Below are 21,596 nucleotides of genomic sequence, written 5' to 3' on the forward strand. Positions count from 1 at the left end.
AACCACGGATACCACAGAACTGGAGAACACCATGGGCTCTGCTGTCCTGACCGCACCGCGCCTGCGCTGGGCCTGCGCCCTCAGTGCCGCTGCCGCCGCAGGCGCCTGGTGGTTCGGCGACAAGGCGCCGTACCCCTACGCCCAACGCAGCCTGCTGGACCTGCCGTTGCCGTTCCTCACATCCGCCCGGCTCGACGCGGTGCTCAACCCGAGCCCGGGCGAGCGGATCCTCGAAGTGGGGCCCGGCACCGGACTGCAGTCGCTGCACATCGCACCGCAACTCGGGCCCCACGGGCAACTCGACATCCTCGACATCCAACCCGAGATGCTCCGCCACGTGATGCACCGCGCGGGGCAGCGCGCAGTACCCAACATCGTGCCCACCCATGCGGATGCCCGCGAGCTGCCCTTCGACGACGACACCTTCGACGCGATGTATCTGGTGACCGCACTGGGCGAGATCCCGGAACCACAACGGGTGCTCGATGAGGCAGTACGGGTGCTCACCCCCGCAGGACGGCTGGTCGTGGGCGAGTTCTTCGACCGGCACTGGATCCCCTTCGGCCCTCTGCACCGTCTCGCCGACGCGTCCGGCCTGCATCTGAGCACCAGGAGCGGCTCGACCCTCGCCTATCTGGCACGGTTTCAACCCTGCGCCCGATAGCAGCGCTCACTTCGAGGACCTGAGAGCTGATCGGTAGCCCAGCCCAGGTGTTCCGCCTCGGCGGAATCATCCCGTGCCCGGCAGCGGCAGCCGATGCGAACCCACAGCCAGTACAGCACCGCGATGGCGACAGCCGCGCCGGTTAAGCCCACGCCGAGACCCACATGCGCTCATCGCTCTGCTGCCGTGGTCATCGCTTCAAGTATCCCGGTGGGGTCCCCGTCTCGGCGTCGATCCGCCAACGACACTCGATCGAGCGACAGCCCACCCTCACTACCGACCGCCCGATCCGCCCACCCCCGGCAGTGGTTCACAATCGCGCGAATGGCTCCCGTTCCCGCTGCCCGAGTGGCTCCCCTTCACCCTGCCCAAAACACTGATCTGCACCTTCCTGGCACGGTCCCCGCGATTCCCTGCTGTTCCCCGCTCTATGCCCCAGCATCGGGCACGCCGGGGACACGTGCGCCCCTGTCCACATGCCCCGCCTTACAACGACCAGAAGAGCAGCTGGGTACCGTGAAGCCAGCCCCTACGAGCAGGAGGCAACAGGCCATGCGTGGTCTTGGAGATCACCCCAGCATCGGTGAGCGCATCGCGTTCTATCGGAAGCGTCGCGGCTACACGCAAGAGGTGTTGGCTGGCCTCGTCGGACGCTGCACTGACTGGCTCGCGAAGAACGAGACGGGAGGGTCTGGTGCAGGTTCAGATGTCACCCGATCGTGCAGCAGACCCCGCCGACCGATCAGGCGCGTGTGTGTCTCGCTGTACGCCCACCGGCCGCCACCACGCTGCCCGTGCCGTCGACCAGAGAAAGCCACGACGGCCGGCACGTAATGACGGGCCCGAGCCCTCAGCTTGCGGAGCTCAGGTGATCAACGACCGACCATTGTGCTGACCTGCGGTGGAGCGCTTTGAGCTGTTGGGGGCCACTGTCTTGGTCCCCGGTGTTCCCCCCTGCTCTCCGCACGGCCTGGCACGGATCTGGCACGTCCGGCGCAGACACGCCGCCGGCAGCACTCGACCTATGGCAAAGTCATCTCTCCCGGGGGAGAGGATCGCCTGATGACCGATTACCAATGCGAGTCGTGCTCGTACGAGAGCGATGATCTCGACGAGTTTCAACGACACTTGCAGGAGACGGGCCACGCCAGCATCTGCAAGGACGAGGCCTCGGCAGCCGGAGGCAAGCTCATCAAGGCCCTGGTCGTGGCTGAGGTTCTGACCGCTACCGCCCTTGGAGTCGCCGTCTGGATGTGCAAGCACCTGTACTCCAAGTTGGAGGAGTCGGAGGCGGAGAACAACTACCTGAAGTCGCCCAGCGGCGCAGGAGCCAACCTCAAGAGCCATCACAAGCGCTGAACGGGAGCGCGGGCGCAGTCTGCAGAAGCTTCTGTTTCCCCTCCTGCTCGGTCAGTCTCCACACATGCCACTCATCGCCACATACGCTGGCATAAACACGAAGACCCTGACCTCAAGGTTTCGCTGATGGCGGCGTGTCCGGGCACCTCCTGCTACGGATGCCCCCAGCAGGAGGTGCACCTGCGAACACGGCTCCGGAGTGAATGCGTAGATCGCCCCTCATAGCCCTCTGACCTGCGGCTGCGACCGGACCGGGCGTCTGTGTGTGGGATCCGTGCTTCGATGCGCAGCACCTCTGGTGCCGCACCCGGCGGGACTCGGCGGGACAGGCGCTTAGAAGATGCGGGCAGGCCCCAGCTGGCTGGACCACCGGGGCCACGGGACTTCCGTGACAGGCCGTCGGGTGTTGTCGTCGTCCGCGCTCGTTGCCGTCAGCGTTGCCGTCACTGCCGCCTGGGCCTTGATGTGACCGCCGCTTTGCAAGTTCGGTCTGATCGCCTGCCCACCCGTGCTGCGCGGGGCGGCTGTGGCCGTGTCAGACCGCACCGCGCCGCCGCTGTCCGCTGTCGTTGATGTCAGCCATGGATGTCACCTCACATCCGCTGGGGTCACTTGCGACACTTGCGTGTCTTCGCCTTGCGTTCGGCTTCCTTGCGCTTCTCGATGGTGTACGACGACCACTCGCCACGGTGCAGGTTGCATCGCGACGCACCGACCATCGCCAGCCGCCGACACCGAGTGCCCTTCTCCGTGAGCGCTCCACACCTGGACTGCGTACGAGCCACGTCTCCCACCCCCGGTCCCGACCGTCGTGCGGACTAGTGCAGGATTACTGGGCACATGTCCTCTGTGGAAGGCGTACTGCTCCGCGCAGCGGTGCACGGCGGCCCAAGGAGGTTGCTCGGGGGCGCACGCTTTCCAAGTCTGTTGGCGGACGCTAAGGCTTGTCCCGCAATGATCACCTGGGGCGGGTGACAGTGAGGTTGTGGAGGCGGGCGACGCCGAGCATGGCGTGGTGGACGCCGTTGCCTTTCAGGCGGCAGTCGCGAAGGATCTTCCAGCACTTCATGTGGGCGAAGACGTGCTCGACACGAGCGCGAACTTGCCGGTGTGAGCGATTGTGTTCTTCCTTCGAGGCCGGTAGTTGAGGCTGGCCGTCTTGGCGTCGGTGTGGGATGACCAGGCCCGTGCCTCGGTAGCCGCCGTCAGCAATCACCGTGGTGCCGCCGACCGCGGCCTTCGCGCCCGACAGCTCCCACGCTATGCAGTCGTTGCGGTTGCCCGGCACCGGTCGGCCGACCGCGACGACCAGGCGGGTGTCGGCGTCGATGACCACCTGATGATTGGTGGAGTAGCGGTAGTTCTTCGACTGCTCAGCGACTGTGTGGTCGCGAGTAGGCACCAAGGTGCCGTCGACGATCAGCACAGTCGTGGCACTGAATCGTCGACGCGGCTGCACGGCAAGCAGAGGTCCCATGTGGGCGATGATGCGTTCGGCCGCAGACTTGGAGATCCCGAAGAGTAATGCCAGCTGGCGCATGGTCAGGTTGGTGCGCCAATACGCAGCTACAAGAAGTACGCGCCCTTCCAGCGGAAGACTCCACGGCCTTCCCCGCCGCGTCGCGTCGGCGCCTTCTCTACGCACAGCGGCAACGAGCTTGTTGAAGTTATGCGGGCTCAGCCCCGTAAACGGGGTTATCCAGCACGGCTCAGACGACGTGATCACACCAGCCACATCGAGATCATCCCGCCGTGTCAGGAGCGTCGACCTCAGGAGCCGTGGGGTTCCGGGATCGCGGGATACTCAGGGCGCTTCCGCTTGAGCTTTGCCAGGTCACTGAGGTCGACCCCGGTGGCCTTGGAGTACTGCTTGGCCCAGTCGGCGACAGCCTGTCGGAAGAGGTAGTCGGGCCAGGGAGCTACCGGCTCCTCGCCTCGGTCCCGCAGCTTGACCACAGCCGCCCGTTCCAGATCCTGATCCCCTGAATGCCGGGCCAAAAGGATCGCCTGGGCAATCCGTGCCGGCTCGTTGTTGGTCGGCGCGAAGGACCGGACCCTGTCTCGGTGAACGTGGGCATCTGCCAGCAGGAGCAGGCCCAGGTCGTGGCGGTCGCGGACGAAACGCAAGGACACAGGCCCGTACTCGGTGACCGCGGCAGCAGCCTCCGGAGCCAGTGGGGTCCCGGCCACCGGCCAGGGATAGCCGGCAGCAGGAGGGATGTTGGTTGGATTCGCGCCGTCGGGCGGCGTGGGGTGGTCGATCCGAATGCTCATGCCGCCGAAGCCCTCCATCCGGTCTCGGAGGGCTGTGTCGTACGTGCGGACCATCCAGCCGAAGACCGACCGGTCGAAGCGGTCCTTCCAGATCGAGAGGGTGGAGCGCAGCTCTCCCCGTGCGAACGTCAGGTCGCCGCCCTGGACACTGACAGGAACCATCCCGAGCAACTCGGCAAACTCGTCCGCCATCTTGCGCATCGTCGAGGGCCGCGTCACGAAGGCATGCTAAGCGCTGGCCACAGCGTGGTGACCTGCGAGCCCAGAATCAGGCCCGCCCCTACGGGACAGCTACCCGAAGATCGATTACGGGACAAGCCTTAGTTAATGGTCTTCGTCGACCTTAACAGGACACTACGCATGAATGGGTGGAGCATTGATATTGCTAGCGCCGCCGAGTCCTAGCAGGCTGCAACTCGGTGGCGGGCGATCGCCGGGACAGCCCCTATGAAGGTATGTAGTGTCCCTGCCCCTCTGAGCAGGGAATCACTTAGGGTCGATCCCCGGTTACTGCAGAGGCGCATCTGAAAATATCGAAGGGACGTGCTCCAATGGGCAGCGGTGATGACATTCGAGCCGGCCGCGCAACCTCGGCAGAGTCGACTACATTTCTGACCGGGGCGATCCCGAGCGAACTAGACGTCGACTTCAACGGGGACTTCTTTATGGAGGTTGGCCCCTTGGGAGGAGCCCTTAGTCCGCGCCATGAGCACAGTGGAATTCGCGGCTCCGGGTCGAACGCGCAGCCTCCCACGGGAACAGTCGGCGGGACTGGCGTGCAGGGAATCGGTGGCGCCGGGGGGACTGGAGTTCAGGGAACCGGTGGCGCTGGGGGCACTGGGGTTGATGCTACGGGCGGTGACGGCCTTACGGGAAATGGTGGTGCTGGTCTGACTGTCTCCGGTGGAGAAGGTAGACAATCCGGGGGAGGGAGCATCTTCCGTCCGGGTGAGGGGATCGTAGCCAGGGGTGGAGGGTTCTCTGTAAGTGAGCCCACCAGTGGTAGCTCCCGGACCCCGAATGGCCCCGGGTTGGTTGCTGCGGCAGGCCAGAGCACAACGCCTGCCCAGACGGGAAATGTCGGAATCTTCGGCCAGGGCGGAAATGAAATTTCAAAGACTGTTAAAGTCCTGGGCGGAACCGTCGTCCTGGGTCCCGATTCTGCTGGCGCCGGAGTGGTTGGCCGCGGCGGGAAGAGAATGAGCGACAGCGGAATTCCAGACAACCCTCTAGTCGCAATTCCCGGCGGCGGCTCCGGAGTATTGGGGATCGCCGGGGATACCGATTTGCCGGTGCCGTCAAACGGGATTGGGGTATTGGGAGTGTCACGCTCCGGGCCGGGAGTTGCGGGCAGTTCGGGCTCCAATGACGGCGTCAAGGGCAATTCCCGAAAGGGATCCGGGGTAACTGGTCATAGCGTAGAGAATGCAGGAGGAATATTCAGCTCAGGCAAGAAGGCGCAACTGCGGATAATTCCAAACGACGGGGGCAATCCAAACACGGCCGGAATTCCCGGGGATCCCGGAGATATTCTTGTCACATTGAGGACGGACCCGGAGTTGGGGCGGAAGGTGGCCACATTGTGGTTCCGTGCTTTCGACGATACGGGCGGTTGGGCCGTCATCGCATGACGAGCGAACGGCCTCGATCACATCGGGACGCTGGACCGCATCCTCGCCCGTAACGGACAGCTCGCCTTGGAGCTGGAGGAGTACGGCCGGGTGGAGGACGCCGGGTGGGAGCGCACCAGGGCGACCGCCTACGACGTAATCCGGGCGACCGAGGTGCACCGCTACAAGGCGGTGCTGTGTGAGAACGTGCTGGAGTTCGCCGTCGACTGGGAACTGTTCGACTGGTGGCGCAAGGGCATGGAAATGCTCGGCTACCGCTCCCAGATCGTGTCCGTGTCCTCCGCGCACGTCGGCGGCGCCGCCAACCTGCCCGCGCCGCAGTGGCGGGACCGGATCTACATCGTCTTCACCCGCACCGACATCCCCGTCCCCGATCTGGCACCCCGGCCGCCCGCCTGGTGCCCCGAGTGCGGCGAGGACGTGTTCGCGGTGCAGACCTGGCGCAACGGCCGCAGGGTGGGCAAGTACAAGCAGCAGTACGACTACCGCTGCCCCAACACCGCCTGTCGGCGCGCCGTGGTGGAGCCGTACGTGCGCCCGGCCGCGTCCATCATCGACTGGACGAACCTGGGAGTGCGGATCGGCGACCGCCCCGCCCACGGACTGCGGCCACTCGCGGCGAACACGGTCAAGCGCATCCGCGCCGGGCTCAGCCTGCTCGGCAGTGAACGGATGGTACTCACCATCAACCACGGCGGACACGACGGCCGCGCCGTGCCTGCCGACAGCGCCCCGCTCGCCGCCCGCACCGTGAAGATCGGGGACGCGGTGCTGGTCCCGGCGGGCGGCACGTGGAACACCCAGCCGACACACACGGCCGAGCCGATGCGGACCCGGCTCGCCAACCCCAAGGGGTTCGAGGCGCTGTTGACCCCGCCGCAGGCCGATGACTCGTTCATCGTCACCCTGCGCCGCAACGCCACCGCCCGCCCGGTCTCCACCCCGGTCGACACCGTCACCGGGCAGGGACGGCATCACTGGCTGGTCATCCCCTACCGCAACGCCGCCAGCAAGTCGGCCGGCGAGCCGCTGCACACGCTCGGCACTCGGCTTCCGCGGCCACTTCTCCACCAAGTCCCGCCGCTACTCCACCACGCTCGGCGCCCTCCGCGACGCACGCGCCGACTGGCGCCGGGCCCAAGCTGCCCCGCCCGTCCCGCAGGACGGCGAGACCACGCTCGTGCTGGCTCACTGGGTCTTCGCCGGTACCGGCCTGTCGAGCGCCGAAGCCTGGCTTGCCGAATCTCTAGAGCCCGCCCCCGGAACGGAAGGAGAACCGACATGGACGTCCGCCGCGACGAACTGATGCCTGTTCGCCAAGTCCTGGCCGAACTGGGCGGCGTTTCTCGCCGGACGTTCTACCGCTGGCGCGAACTGGGACAGGGGCCGGCCGCATTCAAGCTCCCCAATGGTGAGCTTCGGGTCTGGCGCAGCGATTTCACCTCGTGGCTCCGGCAGTTGGAGGAGGCGGCGTGAAGTCTCTCGACGTCAAGGTCTGGGGCGTACGCAAGCGAGACACCAAAACGCCCTCGTACGGCGTCCGCTGGTCCGTCGCGGGCAACGTCTTCTCGGACTCGTTCCGCACAAAGGCGCTCGCTGATCACTACCGTGCGAAGCTCATGAGTGCCATGCGGGGCGGTGAAGAATTCGATACGGAGACCGGTCTTCCGACCTCGATGGAACAGAAGAAGTCGCCTTTGTCCTGGTACGACTTCGCCCTGAGGTATCTCGCGATGAAGTGGCCGCACGCTGCACCCAATACGCGAGACGGCATCAACGAATCCCTGACCAGCGTGACCATGGAACTGCTCGTGGAGCGCGCGGGGCGGCCGTCCGACGAGGAGATCCGTAAGGCCTTACGTAACTGGGCCTTCGTGCTGCCGGGGCCCAACGATCGGGAAGTCCCGCATAACGTTCGAAACGCTCTGCACTGGGTGGCGAAGGCATCTCGGCCGCTTGTGGATCTCGCTGAACCGGCCACGGCCCGTGCGGAGCTCGACGGGCTGAAGCTGAAGCTCGACGGCACCGCGGCCGCCGCTGAGACGGTGCGGCGTAAGCGACGGACTCTCGTCAACGCTGCAAACTACGCGGTCGACCTGGGGGAGCTCCGTGAGAATCCGATCACCGCAGTTCGCTGGCAGAAGCCCAAGGTCTCTGACCAGGTCGATCCGCGCGTTGTCGCCAACCCCGAACAGGCGCGCAATCTCCTGGCGGCGGTGTCCTACGTTGGCGGTTACCGGCGTGCTCGCGGCCGGCGTCTCGTCGGGCTGTTCGCGGCGATGTACTTCGGCGGCCTCCGTCCTGCTGAGGCGGTCGGCCTGGTGGAGACTGACCTCGTCCTGCCCGAGCAGGGCTGGGGGTCGGCGCTGCTGCACCGGACTCGTCCTTCGGTCGGCAAGCAGTGGACCGACTCGGGGCAGACCCACGACGACCGCGGGCTGAAGAATCGGCCGACTGAGGACGTTCGGCGTGTGCCCATTCCGCCCCAGCTCGTCACGGTGCTCCACGATCACCTCGCCACTTTCGGCACGGCGGAAGACGGGCGGCTCTTCTTCAGCGAGAAGGGCTCGGTCGTCCCGTCCTCGACCTACTACCGCGTGTGGCAGGAGGCTCGGCTCCTGGCGCTCCCGCCGTCCGTCGCGGCCTCGCCGCTCGCGAGCAGGCCGTACGACCTTCGACACTCGGCGCTGTCGACGTGGCTCAATGCCGGAGTAGATCCCACCGAAGTTGCCGAGCGCGCCGGCAACAGTGTCGAGGTCCTGCTGACCCGCTACGCGAAGTGCCTCGACGGACGGCAGGACGTCGCCAACCGCCGCATTGAGGACCTGCTCCGCGAGTACGAGTGAGACACCCTGCACCTAGGCCCCAGGCATACCGCCTGGGGCCTCCGTCTGTCTGCCGAGCTGCCTGCTGTGCGTACGAGAACGGCTCCGACCGAGGCAGCCCTCCCCACCGACCCTACCTATCGCGGCACCCACTCGATCAGAGGCGCGCCCGACATTGAGACCCCCCACGCGCAACGCGTACTCACCGCCAACTACCCTTGCTGTCGCGGAACCTGACCGAGCAGAACACGAGTCAAGCTGTTGACGAGCTGTCGGAGGATCGTCGACGACCTGACGAAAATCGGCCTGCTCACGGGGGTTTACTAGGCAGTCACATCTGTCCACGCGGACGACCGGACACGGTCAGCTTCGCTTTCTGCGGACAGTCGAGGCCGATAGTCGATAAGGAGCATGGCAATGCTGAAGAGGTCACTGGTGGCCGTTATGAGCGCTTCCGCCCTCGCCATAGGGGCGCTGGGACTGAGCGCCGGATCTGCCTCGGCAGCTTCCACCTGGAAGCTGAAGGCCACGTGCAGCTCAGTCAACATACGAGCGAAGTCCAACACCAGCGCGAAGGTCAATGGCGTCGCTTACAAGGGTGACCTAATGAACGGCACAAAGGTGGACTACAAGGGCTACAAGGACATCAAGGTAGACAAGGCCTGGATCTACGGCAAGGTGGTCCGTAAGGATCACAAGGTCATTTACGGCTGGGCCGCGCTCAAGTGCTTCAACCCTTACGAGCAGTAGGGGAAACCTGCTCGGACAACCACACGGCCTCTGACCGTTTTACCCGGTCAGAGGCCGTTTGCCTGGCGGTGGGCGTGGAATCTTAACCCACATTGACTCGCGCCGCGACGGCCTCCAAGACCGCTGATCATTCAGGAGACCAGGTTCGAATCCCGCCGCCGGCACCGTGCCGACCCGTCTAGCTCGCGCCCCGTCTCGTGCCTCAAAATTCTCGGCGTGGCAGACATGGGACCCACCGAAGAAGAGGCGCCGGACGGGCTGTTGGGCTGGTGCCTGGTGGCCAACGTGGCGCGAGAGACCGCGCACGGCGAGAGCGGCCTAGACATCCAGCACGGTACGAAGCACTTCCGCGCAGGCGCCCTGCTGTGGCTCCCGCCCGTCCGGTGGGACCCCGGCCACTGTCGCTGGCCCGCGGTGGGTCGACACCGAGGTAATGGGCGCCGGTACGTCAGCATGGTCGTACGCACGGAGGGCCTGGAGAACTTCCGGGTCAAGGGTGTCTACAGCGAAGCTCTCGTCCGCGGCCTCAACGGCTACGAGCACGACCCGGCCGCCCCTCGGACCCTGCAGAACCCGTGGACCCGCGAGCGGGCCCAGGCAACGGCGGACAGTTGGAACCAGCCCCGGGAGCCCGTCCGCATCGACGGTCACTCTCACCCTTGGATGTCCGTTCCCAACCCTCCGCCGGCGGAGCTCCAGATCGACGGTGAAACGCTGCACCTCGCCCACTACGGCACCAGGGGAGCCCACTACAGCCGCACACCCCCTCCCGTTGAATGGACATCGGAGCCCTGAGAGGGTCCTTCGAAGGTGCGAGTGGAGAAGCGAAGCCGCTGGTGGGGATCAAGTGACGCACCCGGTGGCCTCGTCCCACTTCTTGCTGCCGGCATGTCGGCAACATCCGTGTGAGAGCACAGGGGGACCTTGTGGAACTGCACGTCACGCGCTGGAAGCGGTACGGGCATGACCGTTTATACGCCAACCTGCCTGATGGCACCGCGGTGGGTTGGGCGGACGTCACGACAGGGGACATCACGGTCTTGCGGGCCGAGTTTCGCGACGACGTGATCGCCGTGCTCACAGAGCACTTACAGAACCTCACCGGGCTTGTCCCGCCAAACAGGGCGCCAAAGGCTCAGGCGCGTCCGATGCTGCCGCCTCTGACGCCGGCCGACGATCTGGCCGTCAACCCTCCCGGGCAGTCCTTGCGTGATCTGCTCGCCGAATCCGGCCCCGGGCTGATGGAGCGAGTCGTCTCACGGCTTCTGCGGCGGCCCTCGGAATGGGAACCCTGGCGAAAGGGATTGGCGGGGGAGCAGCGAGTAGGAGCCGAGCTGAACCGCTTGGGGCGCCACGGCTGGCGCGTCCTGCACTCCGTCCCCTTGGCCAACAAAGTGGATATCGATCACTTGTTAATCGGGCCTGGTGGAGTGTTCAGCATCAATACGAAGCATCACCACAAGCGGGCCGTATGGGTCGGGGAAGATTCCGTGAAAGTCGATCACGGGAAATCGGCGCCCTACGCATGCAAAAGCCGGGCAGAGGCCAAGAGGGTCGCCTTCCCGGTTCCGGTTGAGCCGTGCTCGTCTTCGTCGGTGTCACCGAGCTGAAGGTGGTCGCTACCCAGCTCGATGTCCGGGTGTACCAGGAGCGCCAGGTATCGGCACTCGCTCCGCTCTCAGGCGTTCTCACGGCCGACCAGGTGGAGCAGGTGTACAGCGTTGCTCGCCATCGCCAGGCTTGGAACCAGACCTGAGCCGGGCATCCCGATGGGGTGCCGGCCGTTCCCGCTGGAGCCATGGGCGGCCCCGCACGACTTGAGCGTCCGTCTCCGGCGCTATTGTTCCGTCGCCTTCTTCCCTTCCCCCTCGCAGAGGAGCGCCGGTGCGCAGGGCTGCTTGCATCGCCCTCGGTCTGATCCTGATCGTCGAGGCTCTCTGGCTGTTCGTTCTGCTCGCCGGGATCACTGTTATCGCTGTGGCCTTCCCCCGCGAACCTGACCGCCCCGGCGCGACGTGGATGACCTATGTCGCGTTCGCTCTGGCCCTGCTCTGGGTCGTCGCATGTCTTTGGGGCTCTTTCCGGTCCTTCGAACGTGCGTATCGCCGGCCGAGCGCGACCTGGTCCCGGGGCCTCTTTTTCCTCGCCCTCGGCCACCTCGCCGTCACTGTCCTGACCGCGACCGACGGCTTCCCGCTCGTGGCCCTCGGTGAACTAGCGTGCGTGCCTCTTGTCCTCCTGGCGGCCCGGCCCTCGCGCTCCCGCGCCTCGACGCCTAGCGTCCGGTAGTTCGAGGACGCTGAAGTGGTGGACCGACCGTCCAGCGGTGTCGTGGCTTTCTGGGCTCACCTGCGGCGATGCTCCAAGATCCCGGCCATGCCTCGTCCACAGACCCCGACATGCGGCCGCTTCGGGCCGCATACGGCTGCACATACGCGAAGACCCCGGCCTCAGCGTTTCCGCTGGTGACGGGGTCTTTGGGCACCTCATCGAGCGCGCCGGCAACAGCGTTGAGGTTTCGCTGACCGTACGCGAAGTGCCTCACGGTCGTCAGGACGTCGCCAACCGGCGTATCGAGGATCTGCTTCGCGAGTACGAGTGAGACACGCTGCGCCCCACCGAGGCCCCGGGCAGCTGGCGGATCCGCAATCCAGCTCAGACCGTGCCATGGCGGAGTGTGAGACAGATCTGGTCGTCGAGGTCTGGTCGAACCGCCGTTGCCAACCGCTCCGCCCCGGTTGGTCTGGCCAGGTATCAGAAGCTCCAGGTAGAGCCGACGCTTGGTCAGATGAAGGGTACACCTATATTACTTGCGAAGATCATGTGAACGATGAACTCTCAAGGTGTAATGTGTCTCGACGTTTCCTTCACTTCGCCCCGATGGCGCTGCTTGTAACCCTGCTCGCAGGGTGCGCTGCGGGGCAGGCGGGTACCCCTGTGGCGGCAAGCCCCAAGAGCAAGCCGACTGCGGTGGCAACTACGCGGGCTCCCTCTGTGAAGCCGTCCCCGGCAAAGAAGCCGCACTCCACGAAGAAGCCGCGCTCTCGCTGCGCCAAGGGCTCTGTCACCGCTCGCCTCAAGTGCCTGAACCCCGCCATCAAGAGCGTCCAGGTGCTGGGCAAGGGGGAGAATCTGGACGTGACGATCTTCGTAAATTCGGGCGCCTCGCAAGCTTTGTTCGGAGTCGAAGCCACGGTCCATGGCGAGAATCAGGATGTCGTCCGGGCGGCAGCGAGAGTCTTTGGGCAGTCCTCTGTTGAAGGGCTGTCAGTCATCGGGGTGGGGCCGGTCGAGGACAAGTACGGCAACACAAGTACGCAGCCGCTTTGGGTCTGGGGCGCGTATCACGGTCATTTTTCCCAATTCAACCTGGGTGTCCTGGAGATGAAGACCCTTTGGGATGCTGGCGACAAGTCGGGGTTCATGCCGGGGCTCACCTGATAGCACAGTCGGCCTGGGGCTAACAGCTCACCGAGCGGGGAAGGTGAGTCGCAGAACGATCTCGCCGTCGTCGATCTCCCCGGTGGGCTCGAACCCGAACTTCTGGTAGAAGGGCCACGGCTCGCCGTCGCCGGGCTCGTAGCTGGTCAGCAGCTCGGTGGCGCCGTCCGCGCGCACCAGGGTGGCGACCTGCGTGAGCGCCTCTCGGCCGATCCCTCGCCCCTGGTACCGCTTGTCGACGAGGAGGCGCCAGAGGAAGTGTCGCCCTTTGTAAGGACCGGCCGGCGGTTTCCACGACAGCATCACGAAGCCGACTGGCTCATCGCCGCGGTACACGGCGCGGTACCAGGGATTGGCCTTCGGCTTCTTCGCCGCCTCCTTGAGGGAGTGGGACACGGAGGCGACGAATTGCTTCTGGTCACGTCGGACGCGGAGGGCACGGACGGGATCGCGGTTGTCGTCGGTGATCTCCCGTAGGTGCACGCTCGGGGATCTCATGCCACACCCCTTCCGCATCCGACAGCTGCGCCGTCCCGGCCTACGTGAAGAGCCGATACCGGGCGGCATTCCCGCGCATCCGCGTTGTCGAGGCCGCAAGGCCGGACGTCTTCGCAGCGTATTCGACCCAGGCGATCTGGAGCGGGACTGGCGCGCCGGACTGTGACCGCGCCCAAGGCAGCTCCTAGGAGAGCAACCTGGCCTGACGCGGCGATGCGCATGCGCAGGTCCCTTCGTCAGTTAGATGGGCTGACCTGGGTAATCGGTCGGCCGCGACCGGCTCCCCGTCGACCCGCGGACGAGCCGGATGCCGCAGTCGAAGGTGATCGCGGGAGGTTTCCTTCGAAACTTACCGAAAGGCTATTGACTTATGGCGCTCGGTGTACATGGTGGTTAGTAGGCCATAACACCGAAAGAGTCGCAAAGTCGCTGAGGACGTCTAGCCGGCGTAGTGACTTGGACAGGATGTGGTTCAGGCCCCCGGCAAGCCGGCGCGATACCGAGGCGACAGTGACGACTGAAACTTCAGGACACGCGCAGTACTACCGGGGACTGTTTTTGCCCTCAGGGTGCGACCACTGCACTGTGCTCTACCGCGACGATCAGCCGACCGAGATCGGCTACTGCGGGACACCGCCGATGAACCGATCGTCAGGCCCCTGGACTGTTCCGGGGCCTTGCCGTTTGCCGGGGCTGACCTGGGCAGACGCCTCAAGATCCCGTCCACGCCTCGTCCACAGACCCCGGCATACGGCTGCTCCGGGCGACACACGCCTGCACATACGCGAAGACCCCGACCTCAGCGTTTCCGCTGGTGACGGGGTCTTTGGGCACCTCATGTTGGGTGCCCCCGGCAGGATTCGAACCTGCGCACACGGCTCCGGAGCCCAGGTGAGCTCACCGGGCCTACATCCCTCTGACCTGCGCCGGAGCTGTCCGATGCCGAACAGCCAACCAAGATCATTACGTCCCCATTACGCAGGTGACCTGTCGGCGTCGGGATGCGCCCCGTATGGTCGGTCACATGATCTCGGGCAGCGACGGCGAGTGGGAAGACGGCGGCGACACGGGGTTCACGGCCGGGGGTACGGCGCCCGTTCTCCGAGACGCCTGTCACTCCGCCGGCCTCGATCCGACCGGCGCCGACTTGCTCCGTCTCGGCTCCAACGCCGTCTACCGCCTGGCCTCGGAACCGGTGATCGTCCGCATCGCTCGGGACCCTGCTGTCTTTCCTGAGATGGAACGCGCCGTCGATGTTACCCGCTGGCTGGAGCAGTCTGGCTTCCCGGCCGCGCGCGTTCCGCGCGACATCACCCAACCCGTGGTCGTAGGTGGCCGGGTTGTGACCTTCTGGGAGAGCGTCCAGGAGCGGGAGGAGTACGCCACGGTAGGCGAGCTTGCAGATCTGTTAAAGCGCCTCCACTGGCTGGAGGAGCCCGAATCCATGGGGCTGCCGTACTTCGACCCACACGCCAAGCTGGCCTCGTCCCTGGCGGGTCTGGACGGCATCTCAGACCGGGACCGAGAGTTCCTGGAGGGGCGGGCGGCCGAGCTGGGCAAGGAGTACGACCGCCTGGACTTCGTCCTTCCCTTCGGCATGATCCACGGTGACGCGAACATCGGGAATGTCCTCCGCCACCGCGACGGCCACGCCGTCCTGATCGATCTCGATGGCCTCGCCCTGGCCCCGCGTGAGTGGGACCTGATACTCACCGCGATCTACTACGAGCGGTACGGGTGGCACACCCGTGAGGAGTATGCGGAGTTCGTCCACCGGTATGGCTTCGACCTGATGAACTGGCCTGGCTACGAGACCCTCGCTGACCTCCGCGAACTGATGATGGTGGCGTGGGTCGGGCACCAGGTGACGACGAGCGAGCGATTCGCGGCCGAGTTCCAGAAGCGCATGTACTCCCTTCGGACCGGTGAGGGCCGGGCTACGTGGGGCGCCTTCTGAACAGCCTCGGACATCGCCTGCCGACTCCACGAGCAGCAAGACCGCCGGCTGCGGCTGCCACCCACAACCGGTGCTCGCCTACCTGTTCCGCGAAGGCCTGGGACACCGCGTTGTCCCCTGCTGCGAGCAGATTCGCCCGGAACTCGGCCAGGTAACTCACGCATCGTGCGGACTTCAGGTTCTCCCCGAGATCCAGCGCATCCGCCGCCACCCGGCAGGCCTCCTCGATGTCGTCGGCGCGTAGGTGGGCGTCGGCCAGCACCATCGTGGCGAAAAAGTCGCTCCGCACGTGGCTGCCGCTCATCGCGTTCTCGGCGTGCGCGACGGCTTGCCTCGCGCTGTTGACGTCGCGGAAGCAGTGCGCCGCTTCCGCAGCCAACTCCGCCTCATCGAAGTAGGCGATCCACTCGGGCTCGTCGTCGCTGTTCCTACCCTCCAGCGCTCGCGTCGCCGCCGCCAGAGCTGCTTCACACCCTCGGACATCCCCTGTACGGGCGAGCGCGCGAGCCTCCATCGCATGGAACTGGGCTCGGAGCGTCGGCGTCGCCACCGCCGAGATGCCCATCAGGGCGGCACGGGCGAGCGTCGCTGCCTCGGTGTATCGGCCGAGGAAAGTGGCCTGGTGGCTCATCGCCGACAGGATGCTTCCGGCAAGGCGCCGGTCGTTGGCGTCCTGGGCCAGCCGGAGGGCTTGAAGGAAGTAGCGCTGGGCGAGTCCGTGATGGCAGGCGTCGTACGACATCCAGCCGGCAAGAAGCGTCGCCTCCGCCACGGTGGAGTAGAGAGCCCTCCCCACGGCGTCGCTGTAGCCGCCGCGCAGCAGCGGAACCACCTCGGTACTGAGGTACTGGATAACGGACCGCCGGGCGTGGTCGCCGCCGAACTGGTCGTCGAGTCTGGCGAACATGTCGGCCGTGGTCTTCACCGTTGCCACGTCTCCGTGCCCCACACGCAGCCCCACCGGGCGACCGGATCGGGGCGCCGGCTCCGGTGCCACCAACCACCGCAAGGACGCCTCGTTCCACGCCGGCTCGGACGCCTCGGACTGCAACAGCGGCTCGTACCGGTTCAGGTCGGCGCTCCATGGCCGGTCAACTGTGTTGATAGCCGCGTCAGGGCTGTCGGGGTAGCTGGCGTCCAGAAGTGCGGCGTCCTCTCTGCCGTCGTGTTCCAGCCCCAGCTCATGTGGGCTGGCGCCGTATGCGTCCCCGAGCAGAGCGCCGTAGAACCCGTCCGGCACGCTGTGCCCGTTCTCCCAGCTCGCGATGCGCCGCTTGACGCTGTCGTCGGTGGGCATCTGGTGGCCGCGCTTGGCCGCAGCCTTGCGTAGTTCCCGTACCAATCGCAGCTGGCTCCAGCCGCGTTGGGTTCGGGCCCGGCGTAAACGCTCGCTGACGGGGTCCATGGGAGACGGCCTTTCCCTCCTCCTGGCAGCGCAAAGGGGGTGGTGCGTGGTCCTCGACCATCACGAACGTACGCGCTTTACAACCCCGTTGGCAGCGGCGAACGGGATTTATCACCACCACTTCGGGACGACGGGGGGTGACGGGCTTCCGCGCCACTCGTCATCCCCCGTCACCTGTCGTCATCTGCCCTGGTCAGTGCCAGTCCCGGGACGCTGAACCCACTGCGGCTCAGGCGCCGTGGGGTAGCCGACCTGAGGTGGGAAGAAGACGTGCAAACGATGACCAGGAGAGGCATCGAGTGGCTGTCGGCAGCGGCGGACGACCCGGTGATGTGCCGGGCGCTCTGGGCGGACGACCCGCGTAGCCCGTCGATGATTCCCGCCGGCCGCCTCTTCGACGTGGTGTCGGTGGAACAGCGGCTCGGCCTGGAGACGTTCGATCAGATGTGCCGCCGCGAGTTGCCATGCGGCCCGGTCATGGTCGACCACCGGGCCCGCAGGGTCGGCTTCTTCCTTAGCTCCAACAGCCGCGACTGGTTCACCTACTTCCTCAGGCGCGAGACCAGCGAGCCGCCGGAGTACCGGTACCTCGGTCTCAAATCCGTGGTGGTGGTGCCGGGGCCCATGCCCCTGAGCGGCGACCGCTACCAATGGCTCCGGGCCCCGGTACGGCGTCCAGAGGCCAATCCGCTCCGTCCGATCGCCCTGGCAACAGTGCTTGTCGCTGCCGCCGAGCTACTGGCACGCGTCGACCGCTACGGCGATCGGTTCACCTCCGCTGCTGACGCCATGGCGGCCTATCCGGAGGAGTCGACTTCCGGTGCATGAGGAATCCCGCGGCCGCCTTGACGCAGCGCGCTGGTCCCCGTTGGACAGCGACGGTTGGTACGCCGCTCGTGACGCAACAACGGCCCTCCGCGACGCCTTGATCAGTGCGGGCATGGAGCGTGACTTCCCGTACCTGCGCGCCGACCTGAACGCCTTCGGCCACGGCTTGGTCGAACTGGGCCGCGTCTCGCCTGCGACTGCCGAGCACCTGGCCGAGCTGCTGCGCCTGGCCCTGGCGAGCGCTGCTGAGCCTCACCCCGACACCGAGACTGACCGCGAACCGAGGGAGTGAAGTCATGACAGACCGACGCGGAGTTATCGCCCCACGCGCCGAGAACCTCACAGTCGGCGTGAGCTACGTCCGAGGCTGGGGTGAGGCTCGACGCGGTGCCGACTGTCTCGCTGAGCAACTCGCTGCGCTGGGGCTGGAGGCGGACTTTCCGGGGCTCACGGCGGACGTGAATGTGCGCGGTGACGGCCTGGTCCGCCTCGGCACAGTGCGGCCTGAAGCGGCCTTGCTCCTGGCAGGGCTCATCCAGGCCGGCTTGGAGGCGACGGAACGTGAAGCGCGTCCTTCGGCTTCCGCATCGCTTTGAGCCGAGACACGCTCAGCGAGGGTCTAGCCAGGTGGCCTGCCGTCCGGCCGGGACCGGCGCCCCAGCGCCGCAGCCCGGACGGACGACAGGCCACATCTGTTGTGCCATCAGCTTGGGAAGCTGAGAGGACGCGTGACCCCGAATTGCGGCTGACCTGGGCGAATGGCGGACAGGGAGCCTCGGCACGTGATGGCGCATTCCCGTGATTCCCTGCTGTTCCCCGCCCGACCTGGTGCGGATGTGGTGCGCGCACTCGCCACACGCATGCCACTGACACCAACCGCTTCTGTGCCAGTAGCGCTTCAGCAGCGCAGACATGCGCGTGTGGTCCGTCTCCCTGTTGAACTTGGCCCACGAGAGAGCCTTGGCGCACAACTTGCAGCGATCGCTCGCCCCACCAGCGACGTCCTGAGTTGTCCCGGATCACGTGCTGGTCAGAGGGGGTGTCCCTCAGTGAGGGACACCCCCTCACTTTAGGCTGACTCACTCTGATGAGGCCTTGTCGTGTTGTGGATCAGCGGGGGGACCAGGCATGGACCAAGAACTGGCCCTGCGGGGCAGGGAATCTGCTGGTCAGCGGCGCTCTCTGATCCGAGGCGTAGACCGTCCCTGAGACGGGACCTACGAGTCATCGACCAGACGGCGTTGCGGCCAGGAGAACTGACGGGCCGCAGCAATAGCCGTGCGGACGATGGCTGGAAGTACGCCATGAGCACGGAGTCGACTGACACCGACCTCGACGCCGACGTGCTGAGCAGGTTCCGCGCCCGGCTGACTAAGCCCGGTAAGAAGCGGGTCGTAGTTAGTCGGCGCTTGGACCGGTGTCGAGGTTGATCCTGTCGTTGATCTTGCCAGTGACAGCGTCAACAAGGGCTGTCCTGGCTTCCGTTGAAGAGCTGTCGGGCACGCCGTCCTGAACAGCACCGTCCTGGATCACATTCTTGGGGGTGATCATCCAGTACGGGCGCCACCGGCCCCGCTCATCGCGTGCAGCGAGAAGCACGGACGAAGCCACTGGATGACCGTCAAGCGCCACGGAAGCGGCCTTGACAGCCTGGCCTTGGCTGATGCGGACCTTGGGCAGCGCAGGATCCTGCACGTGACGTGCAGTGAATGACGCGACGTGGCCGCCGGGCCTGATCACTACGTCCATACGCATCGGCATCATCACGTCGTCCCTGTAGCGGCGCCAGGACACGAGGCGTGCCTCGCTATGGGGTCCGACCGAGCTGATGGACTGCTTTGCCGGAAGTGCCCAGGAGAAGTGGTCGTCGATGAAGCGCTTCGCCACCTTGGTCGCTTCCTCATTGGATACGTGATCCTGCGTGGGCGCCTCGCCTTCAGGGGCTGGACCGATCATTCCGGACTGCACTTCTCGTGACGGCCAGTCGATCATCAGGGAGCCCTTGTCGGTGGTGAGCTGCACGGTTCCGGTCTCTCCGGAGCCCGCAGCGAACTGGACCTTCACGACGTGTGCTGTGGGCGGCAGGAACTCCTTGGCTGCTTCCAGGGCCGCTTTACGCTGCGGATCGGATGCGTCGTGCGCCCACGCCACTTCGGACATGACGGGGGTCACTATGGTGGCGCAGAGCGCGGCGATGGCGATCACGGCGGCGGAGAAAGCCCGTACGAAGTGTCGGCCGGGCCGGGTGAGATGGGTGCTGCGGTGCCGACGCCAGAGGATGAGGGCGGCTGCTGCGGTGCCGATGAGTGTGCCGACGGCGTTGGTGATCCAGTCGGTGCTGTCGCAGGCGCGGCCCATGCCTGGTGTGATGGCCTGGACCGTTTCGATGCCGGCGGACAGTCCGAGGAAGGCGAGTGCGACGGAGATGGGGCGTCGTGTAAGCCAGGTCCAGGCCACTGCGGCGGGTATGAACAATGCGATGTTCAGGAGCCCCTGGGTGGTAGTGGAACCCAGGAGGGGGTCACGCTCGATGTAGCAGACGTTGTTCGCCGGGGCGTTGAGGGAGAGCGGGTACAGAGTTGCTCCCAGGATCAGCGCGGTCGACGTCGCCGCCAGGCAACTCTCGATGAGCGGCTGATGCGTGGCCCTTGCTACGAGGAGACCGATGAGCCCGGCGAGAACGCATACGCCGAGGACGGTGCCCATCAGGGTGTGGTCGTTGAGGAGGGTCTGGATCATGGGGCTCTCGGTGGGAGGGTGGAAAGAGGCATGCCCCCGCCCGGGCAGGGGCGGGGGCAGTTCGATTGTGCTGGCCTCGTGTCAGCAGCCCGTCACGGGTGCGTTGTAGAACGTTCCCTGGCCGCTGACGTCCAGGAATCCGACAACGTTCTGGCAGTCGTTGATGTAGACGTTGCTCCACTGGGCGGCCTTGGTGGTCCCGGAGGACTGGCTGAACCAGGAGCCGTAGTGGGTGCCGCTGTGGTAGCTGTAGCCGAACCGGGCGCTGATGGTGCCGCCGCCGGACTTGTTGTACCAGTCCTTGACGTTCATGTGGGACGAGTCGGAGCCGGTGCTGAGCTGGGTGTAGAGGTAGCCGTTGCTCAGCGAGGTGCGGGAGGTCGCGTAGTCATAGTTGCCTCCGGCCACGGCGGCGGGGGCGGTGACGCCCAGGCCGATGAGGGCGGCCGCCGTCGCGGTAGCAACGCGTCGAAGCTTCATCATCTCTCCTGCTTGCAACTGGATTGTGAACATGATCTTGACAGAACGCGGACAACGTAAGTGGTTGGCTACAGGTTGCGCAATGCGATTTGAGCATCATTTGAGGGTCGGCTCTCTTGACCTCGGGTGACCCAAACTCCTGACCACGCAAGGCAAGTGAGGAAGCGACAGGTCGTCAGCAGTCGGGGCAGGCAGTCGGGAGGAAGCGGGCGACGTGGCAGGCCGACCCGACACGGACGGCTCCCTGCCGCATCGACGACTCGTGTATCCAGGTGTGATGATCTGAGCGAACACGCCGCCTGCAAGCCCGTTGCCGCCCACCTTGCGAATTGGTGCAAATCACCCAATTGCACAGCGTCGTAGGGGGTCCATGCGACGACGACCCCAAGAGCCTGGGCCGTCGCGCCGTCCCGTCCTCGTGCTCTGCATCGCACCCCTGCACTGGCACCGCATGTGACAGGCAACTGCTCGCGCGAAGGTGGGGGAGCGGTGGCGGGAATCGGACTGCGTCTTCACCACCCGCACCGGCCGCCCGGTCGAGCCGCGCAACGTCTACCGCCATTGCACTCGCCGAGTCCGCTGGCCTCCGCGTCATCCGCCTGCACGACGCCGCCACGGCACCGCGACCTCCTTGCGGCGGCCGGAGTCGCTCCCCGAGTCGTGATGGAGATCCTTGGGCATTCACAGATCAGCATCACCATGGAGGTCTACACCCTCGTCGTAGCGGTTGGACCTTTACCGGGCA

19 protein-coding genes and 2 pseudogenes are annotated in these 21,596 nt (G+C 65.8%); 15 read left to right on the forward strand and 6 right to left on the reverse strand.

Going from position 1 to position 21,596, the window contains the following annotated elements:
* The first annotated feature begins 31 nt into the window (after positions 1 to 31).
* Both AB0L59_RS20290 and AB0L59_RS20295 read left to right on the forward strand, forming a co-directional pair.
* Complete coding sequence (locus tag AB0L59_RS20290; protein WP_365585359.1) at positions 32 to 664, forward strand: class I SAM-dependent methyltransferase; 633 nt, start codon at positions 32 to 34, stop codon at positions 662 to 664.
* 1,062 nt (positions 665 to 1,726) lie between these two features.
* Positions 1,727 to 2,023 carry a hypothetical protein gene (locus AB0L59_RS20295; RefSeq protein ID WP_365585361.1) on the forward strand — a complete coding sequence of 99 codons (297 nt, stop codon included), beginning with the start codon at positions 1,727 to 1,729 and terminating at the stop codon, positions 2,021 to 2,023.
* Between the two features lie 958 nt (positions 2,024 to 2,981).
* On the opposite strand, the gene AB0L59_RS20300 is transcribed toward AB0L59_RS20295, so the two are convergent.
* Positions 2,982 to 3,758 (reverse strand): transposase, encoded by a 777-nt coding sequence (locus AB0L59_RS20300; RefSeq protein WP_365585364.1) that lies wholly within the window; start codon positions 3,756 to 3,758, stop codon positions 2,982 to 2,984.
* 35 nt (positions 3,759 to 3,793) lie between these two features.
* Entirely contained in the window at positions 3,794 to 4,516 is a 723-nt protein-coding gene (locus AB0L59_RS20305; RefSeq protein ID WP_365585367.1) for a hypothetical protein, read from the reverse strand.
* A gap of 2,457 nt (positions 4,517 to 6,973) precedes the next feature.
* Here AB0L59_RS20305 and AB0L59_RS20310 point away from each other — a divergent pair.
* The 9 genes and pseudogenes from AB0L59_RS20310 to AB0L59_RS20350 all read left to right on the forward strand — a co-directional run.
* Positions 6,974 to 7,234, forward strand: a pseudogene (locus AB0L59_RS20310) (replication initiator); the annotation flags it as partial.
* Positions 7,210 to 7,404: a helix-turn-helix domain-containing protein gene (locus tag AB0L59_RS20315; RefSeq protein WP_365585369.1), complete on the forward strand. Its 195-nt coding sequence runs from the start codon at positions 7,210 to 7,212 to the stop codon at positions 7,402 to 7,404. The pseudogene AB0L59_RS20310 and the gene AB0L59_RS20315, both read left to right, overlap by 25 nt.
* A complete protein-coding gene (locus tag AB0L59_RS20320) occupies positions 7,401 to 8,774 on the forward strand; it encodes a site-specific integrase (protein WP_365585372.1) in 1,374 nt (457 codons plus the stop codon). The genes AB0L59_RS20315 and AB0L59_RS20320 overlap by 4 nt, the downstream gene beginning before the upstream one ends.
* A gap of 390 nt (positions 8,775 to 9,164) precedes the next feature.
* Positions 9,165 to 9,503, forward strand: a complete 339-nt coding sequence (locus AB0L59_RS20325; protein WP_365585374.1) for a hypothetical protein — start codon at positions 9,165 to 9,167, stop codon at positions 9,501 to 9,503.
* A gap of 225 nt (positions 9,504 to 9,728) precedes the next feature.
* Positions 9,729 to 10,298, forward strand: coding sequence for a hypothetical protein (locus AB0L59_RS20330; protein WP_365585685.1), 570 nt, complete (start codon positions 9,729 to 9,731; stop codon positions 10,296 to 10,298).
* Positions 10,299 to 10,429: 131 nt separating this feature from the next.
* Positions 10,430 to 11,113 (forward strand): nuclease-related domain-containing protein, encoded by a 684-nt coding sequence (locus tag AB0L59_RS20335; RefSeq protein WP_365585376.1) that lies wholly within the window; start codon positions 10,430 to 10,432, stop codon positions 11,111 to 11,113.
* Positions 11,083 to 11,259, forward strand: a complete 177-nt coding sequence (locus tag AB0L59_RS20340) for a hypothetical protein (RefSeq protein ID WP_365585379.1) — start codon at positions 11,083 to 11,085, stop codon at positions 11,257 to 11,259. The genes AB0L59_RS20335 and AB0L59_RS20340 overlap by 31 nt, the downstream gene beginning before the upstream one ends.
* A gap of 128 nt (positions 11,260 to 11,387) precedes the next feature.
* Positions 11,388 to 11,792, forward strand: a complete 405-nt coding sequence (locus AB0L59_RS20345) for a hypothetical protein (protein ID WP_365585382.1) — start codon at positions 11,388 to 11,390, stop codon at positions 11,790 to 11,792.
* Positions 11,793 to 12,641: 849 nt separating this feature from the next.
* Complete coding sequence (locus AB0L59_RS20350) at positions 12,642 to 12,944, forward strand: hypothetical protein (RefSeq protein ID WP_365585385.1); 303 nt, start codon at positions 12,642 to 12,644, stop codon at positions 12,942 to 12,944.
* 27 nt (positions 12,945 to 12,971) lie between these two features.
* Here the strand turns inward: AB0L59_RS20350 and AB0L59_RS20355 are convergent, their stop codons facing one another.
* Positions 12,972 to 13,442 (reverse strand): GNAT family N-acetyltransferase, encoded by a 471-nt coding sequence (locus AB0L59_RS20355; protein ID WP_365585387.1) that lies wholly within the window; start codon positions 13,440 to 13,442, stop codon positions 12,972 to 12,974.
* Positions 13,443 to 14,466: 1,024 nt separating this feature from the next.
* On the opposite strand from AB0L59_RS20355, the gene AB0L59_RS20360 reads away from it, so the two are divergent.
* A complete protein-coding gene (locus tag AB0L59_RS20360) occupies positions 14,467 to 15,399 on the forward strand; it encodes an aminoglycoside phosphotransferase family protein (RefSeq protein ID WP_365585390.1) in 933 nt (310 codons plus the stop codon).
* On the opposite strand, the gene AB0L59_RS20365 is transcribed toward AB0L59_RS20360, so the two are convergent.
* Entirely contained in the window at positions 15,380 to 16,804 is a 1,425-nt protein-coding gene (locus tag AB0L59_RS20365) for a helix-turn-helix transcriptional regulator (RefSeq protein ID WP_365585392.1), read from the reverse strand. The two genes, AB0L59_RS20360 and AB0L59_RS20365, sit on opposite strands and share 20 nt — an antisense overlap.
* 279 nt (positions 16,805 to 17,083) lie before the next feature.
* Here AB0L59_RS20365 and AB0L59_RS20370 point away from each other — a divergent pair, with 279 nt between their 5' ends.
* Entirely contained in the window at positions 17,084 to 17,632 is a 549-nt protein-coding gene (locus AB0L59_RS20370; RefSeq protein ID WP_145887940.1) for a bifunctional DNA primase/polymerase, read from the forward strand.
* Positions 17,625 to 17,924, forward strand: a complete 300-nt coding sequence (locus AB0L59_RS20375; RefSeq protein ID WP_186582017.1) for a hypothetical protein — start codon at positions 17,625 to 17,627, stop codon at positions 17,922 to 17,924. The genes AB0L59_RS20370 and AB0L59_RS20375 overlap by 8 nt, the downstream gene beginning before the upstream one ends.
* 1,106 nt (positions 17,925 to 19,030) lie before the next feature.
* Here the strand turns inward: AB0L59_RS20375 and AB0L59_RS20380 are convergent.
* Entirely contained in the window at positions 19,031 to 20,371 is a 1,341-nt protein-coding gene (locus AB0L59_RS20380; protein ID WP_365585396.1) for a VanZ family protein, read from the reverse strand.
* Positions 20,372 to 20,452: 81 nt separating this feature from the next.
* Positions 20,453 to 20,854, reverse strand: a complete 402-nt coding sequence (locus AB0L59_RS20385; RefSeq protein WP_365585399.1) for a hypothetical protein — start codon at positions 20,852 to 20,854, stop codon at positions 20,453 to 20,455.
* Positions 20,855 to 21,225: 371 nt separating this feature from the next.
* On the opposite strand from AB0L59_RS20385, the pseudogene AB0L59_RS20390 reads away from it, so the two are divergent.
* Positions 21,226 to 21,574, forward strand: a pseudogene (locus AB0L59_RS20390) (tyrosine-type recombinase/integrase); the annotation flags it as partial.
* Positions 21,575 to 21,596 lie beyond the last annotated feature (22 nt).

Origin of the sequence: Streptomyces sp. NPDC052109, from assembly GCF_040680195.1 — a bacterium.
In the GTDB taxonomy this organism is placed as follows: Bacteria; Actinomycetota; Actinomycetes; order Streptomycetales; family Streptomycetaceae; genus Streptomyces.

Bases quoted from the DNA above. Each gene is read 5' to 3' on its own strand.
- AB0L59_RS20360 (WP_365585390.1), top strand. From the start codon at position 14,467: ATGATCTCGGGCAGCGACGGCGAGTGGGAAGACGGCGGCGACACGGGG.
- AB0L59_RS20355 (WP_365585387.1), bottom strand. From the start codon at position 13,442: ATGAGATCCCCGAGCGTGCACCTACGGGAGATCACCGACGACAACCGC.
- AB0L59_RS20325 (WP_365585374.1), top strand. From the start codon at position 9,165: ATGGCAATGCTGAAGAGGTCACTGGTGGCCGTTATGAGCGCTTCCGCC.
- AB0L59_RS20295 (WP_365585361.1), top strand. From the start codon at position 1,727: ATGACCGATTACCAATGCGAGTCGTGCTCGTACGAGAGCGATGATCTC.
- AB0L59_RS20330 (WP_365585685.1), top strand. From the start codon at position 9,729: ATGGGACCCACCGAAGAAGAGGCGCCGGACGGGCTGTTGGGCTGGTGC.
- AB0L59_RS20385 (WP_365585399.1), bottom strand. From the start codon at position 20,854: ATGATGAAGCTTCGACGCGTTGCTACCGCGACGGCGGCCGCCCTCATC.
- AB0L59_RS20290 (WP_365585359.1), top strand. From the start codon at position 32: ATGGGCTCTGCTGTCCTGACCGCACCGCGCCTGCGCTGGGCCTGCGCC.
- AB0L59_RS20380 (WP_365585396.1), bottom strand. From the start codon at position 20,371: ATGATCCAGACCCTCCTCAACGACCACACCCTGATGGGCACCGTCCTC.
- AB0L59_RS20365 (WP_365585392.1), bottom strand. From the start codon at position 16,804: ATGGACCCCGTCAGCGAGCGTTTACGCCGGGCCCGAACCCAACGCGGC.
- AB0L59_RS20370 (WP_145887940.1), top strand. From the start codon at position 17,084: ATGACCAGGAGAGGCATCGAGTGGCTGTCGGCAGCGGCGGACGACCCG.
- AB0L59_RS20315 (WP_365585369.1), top strand. From the start codon at position 7,210: ATGGACGTCCGCCGCGACGAACTGATGCCTGTTCGCCAAGTCCTGGCC.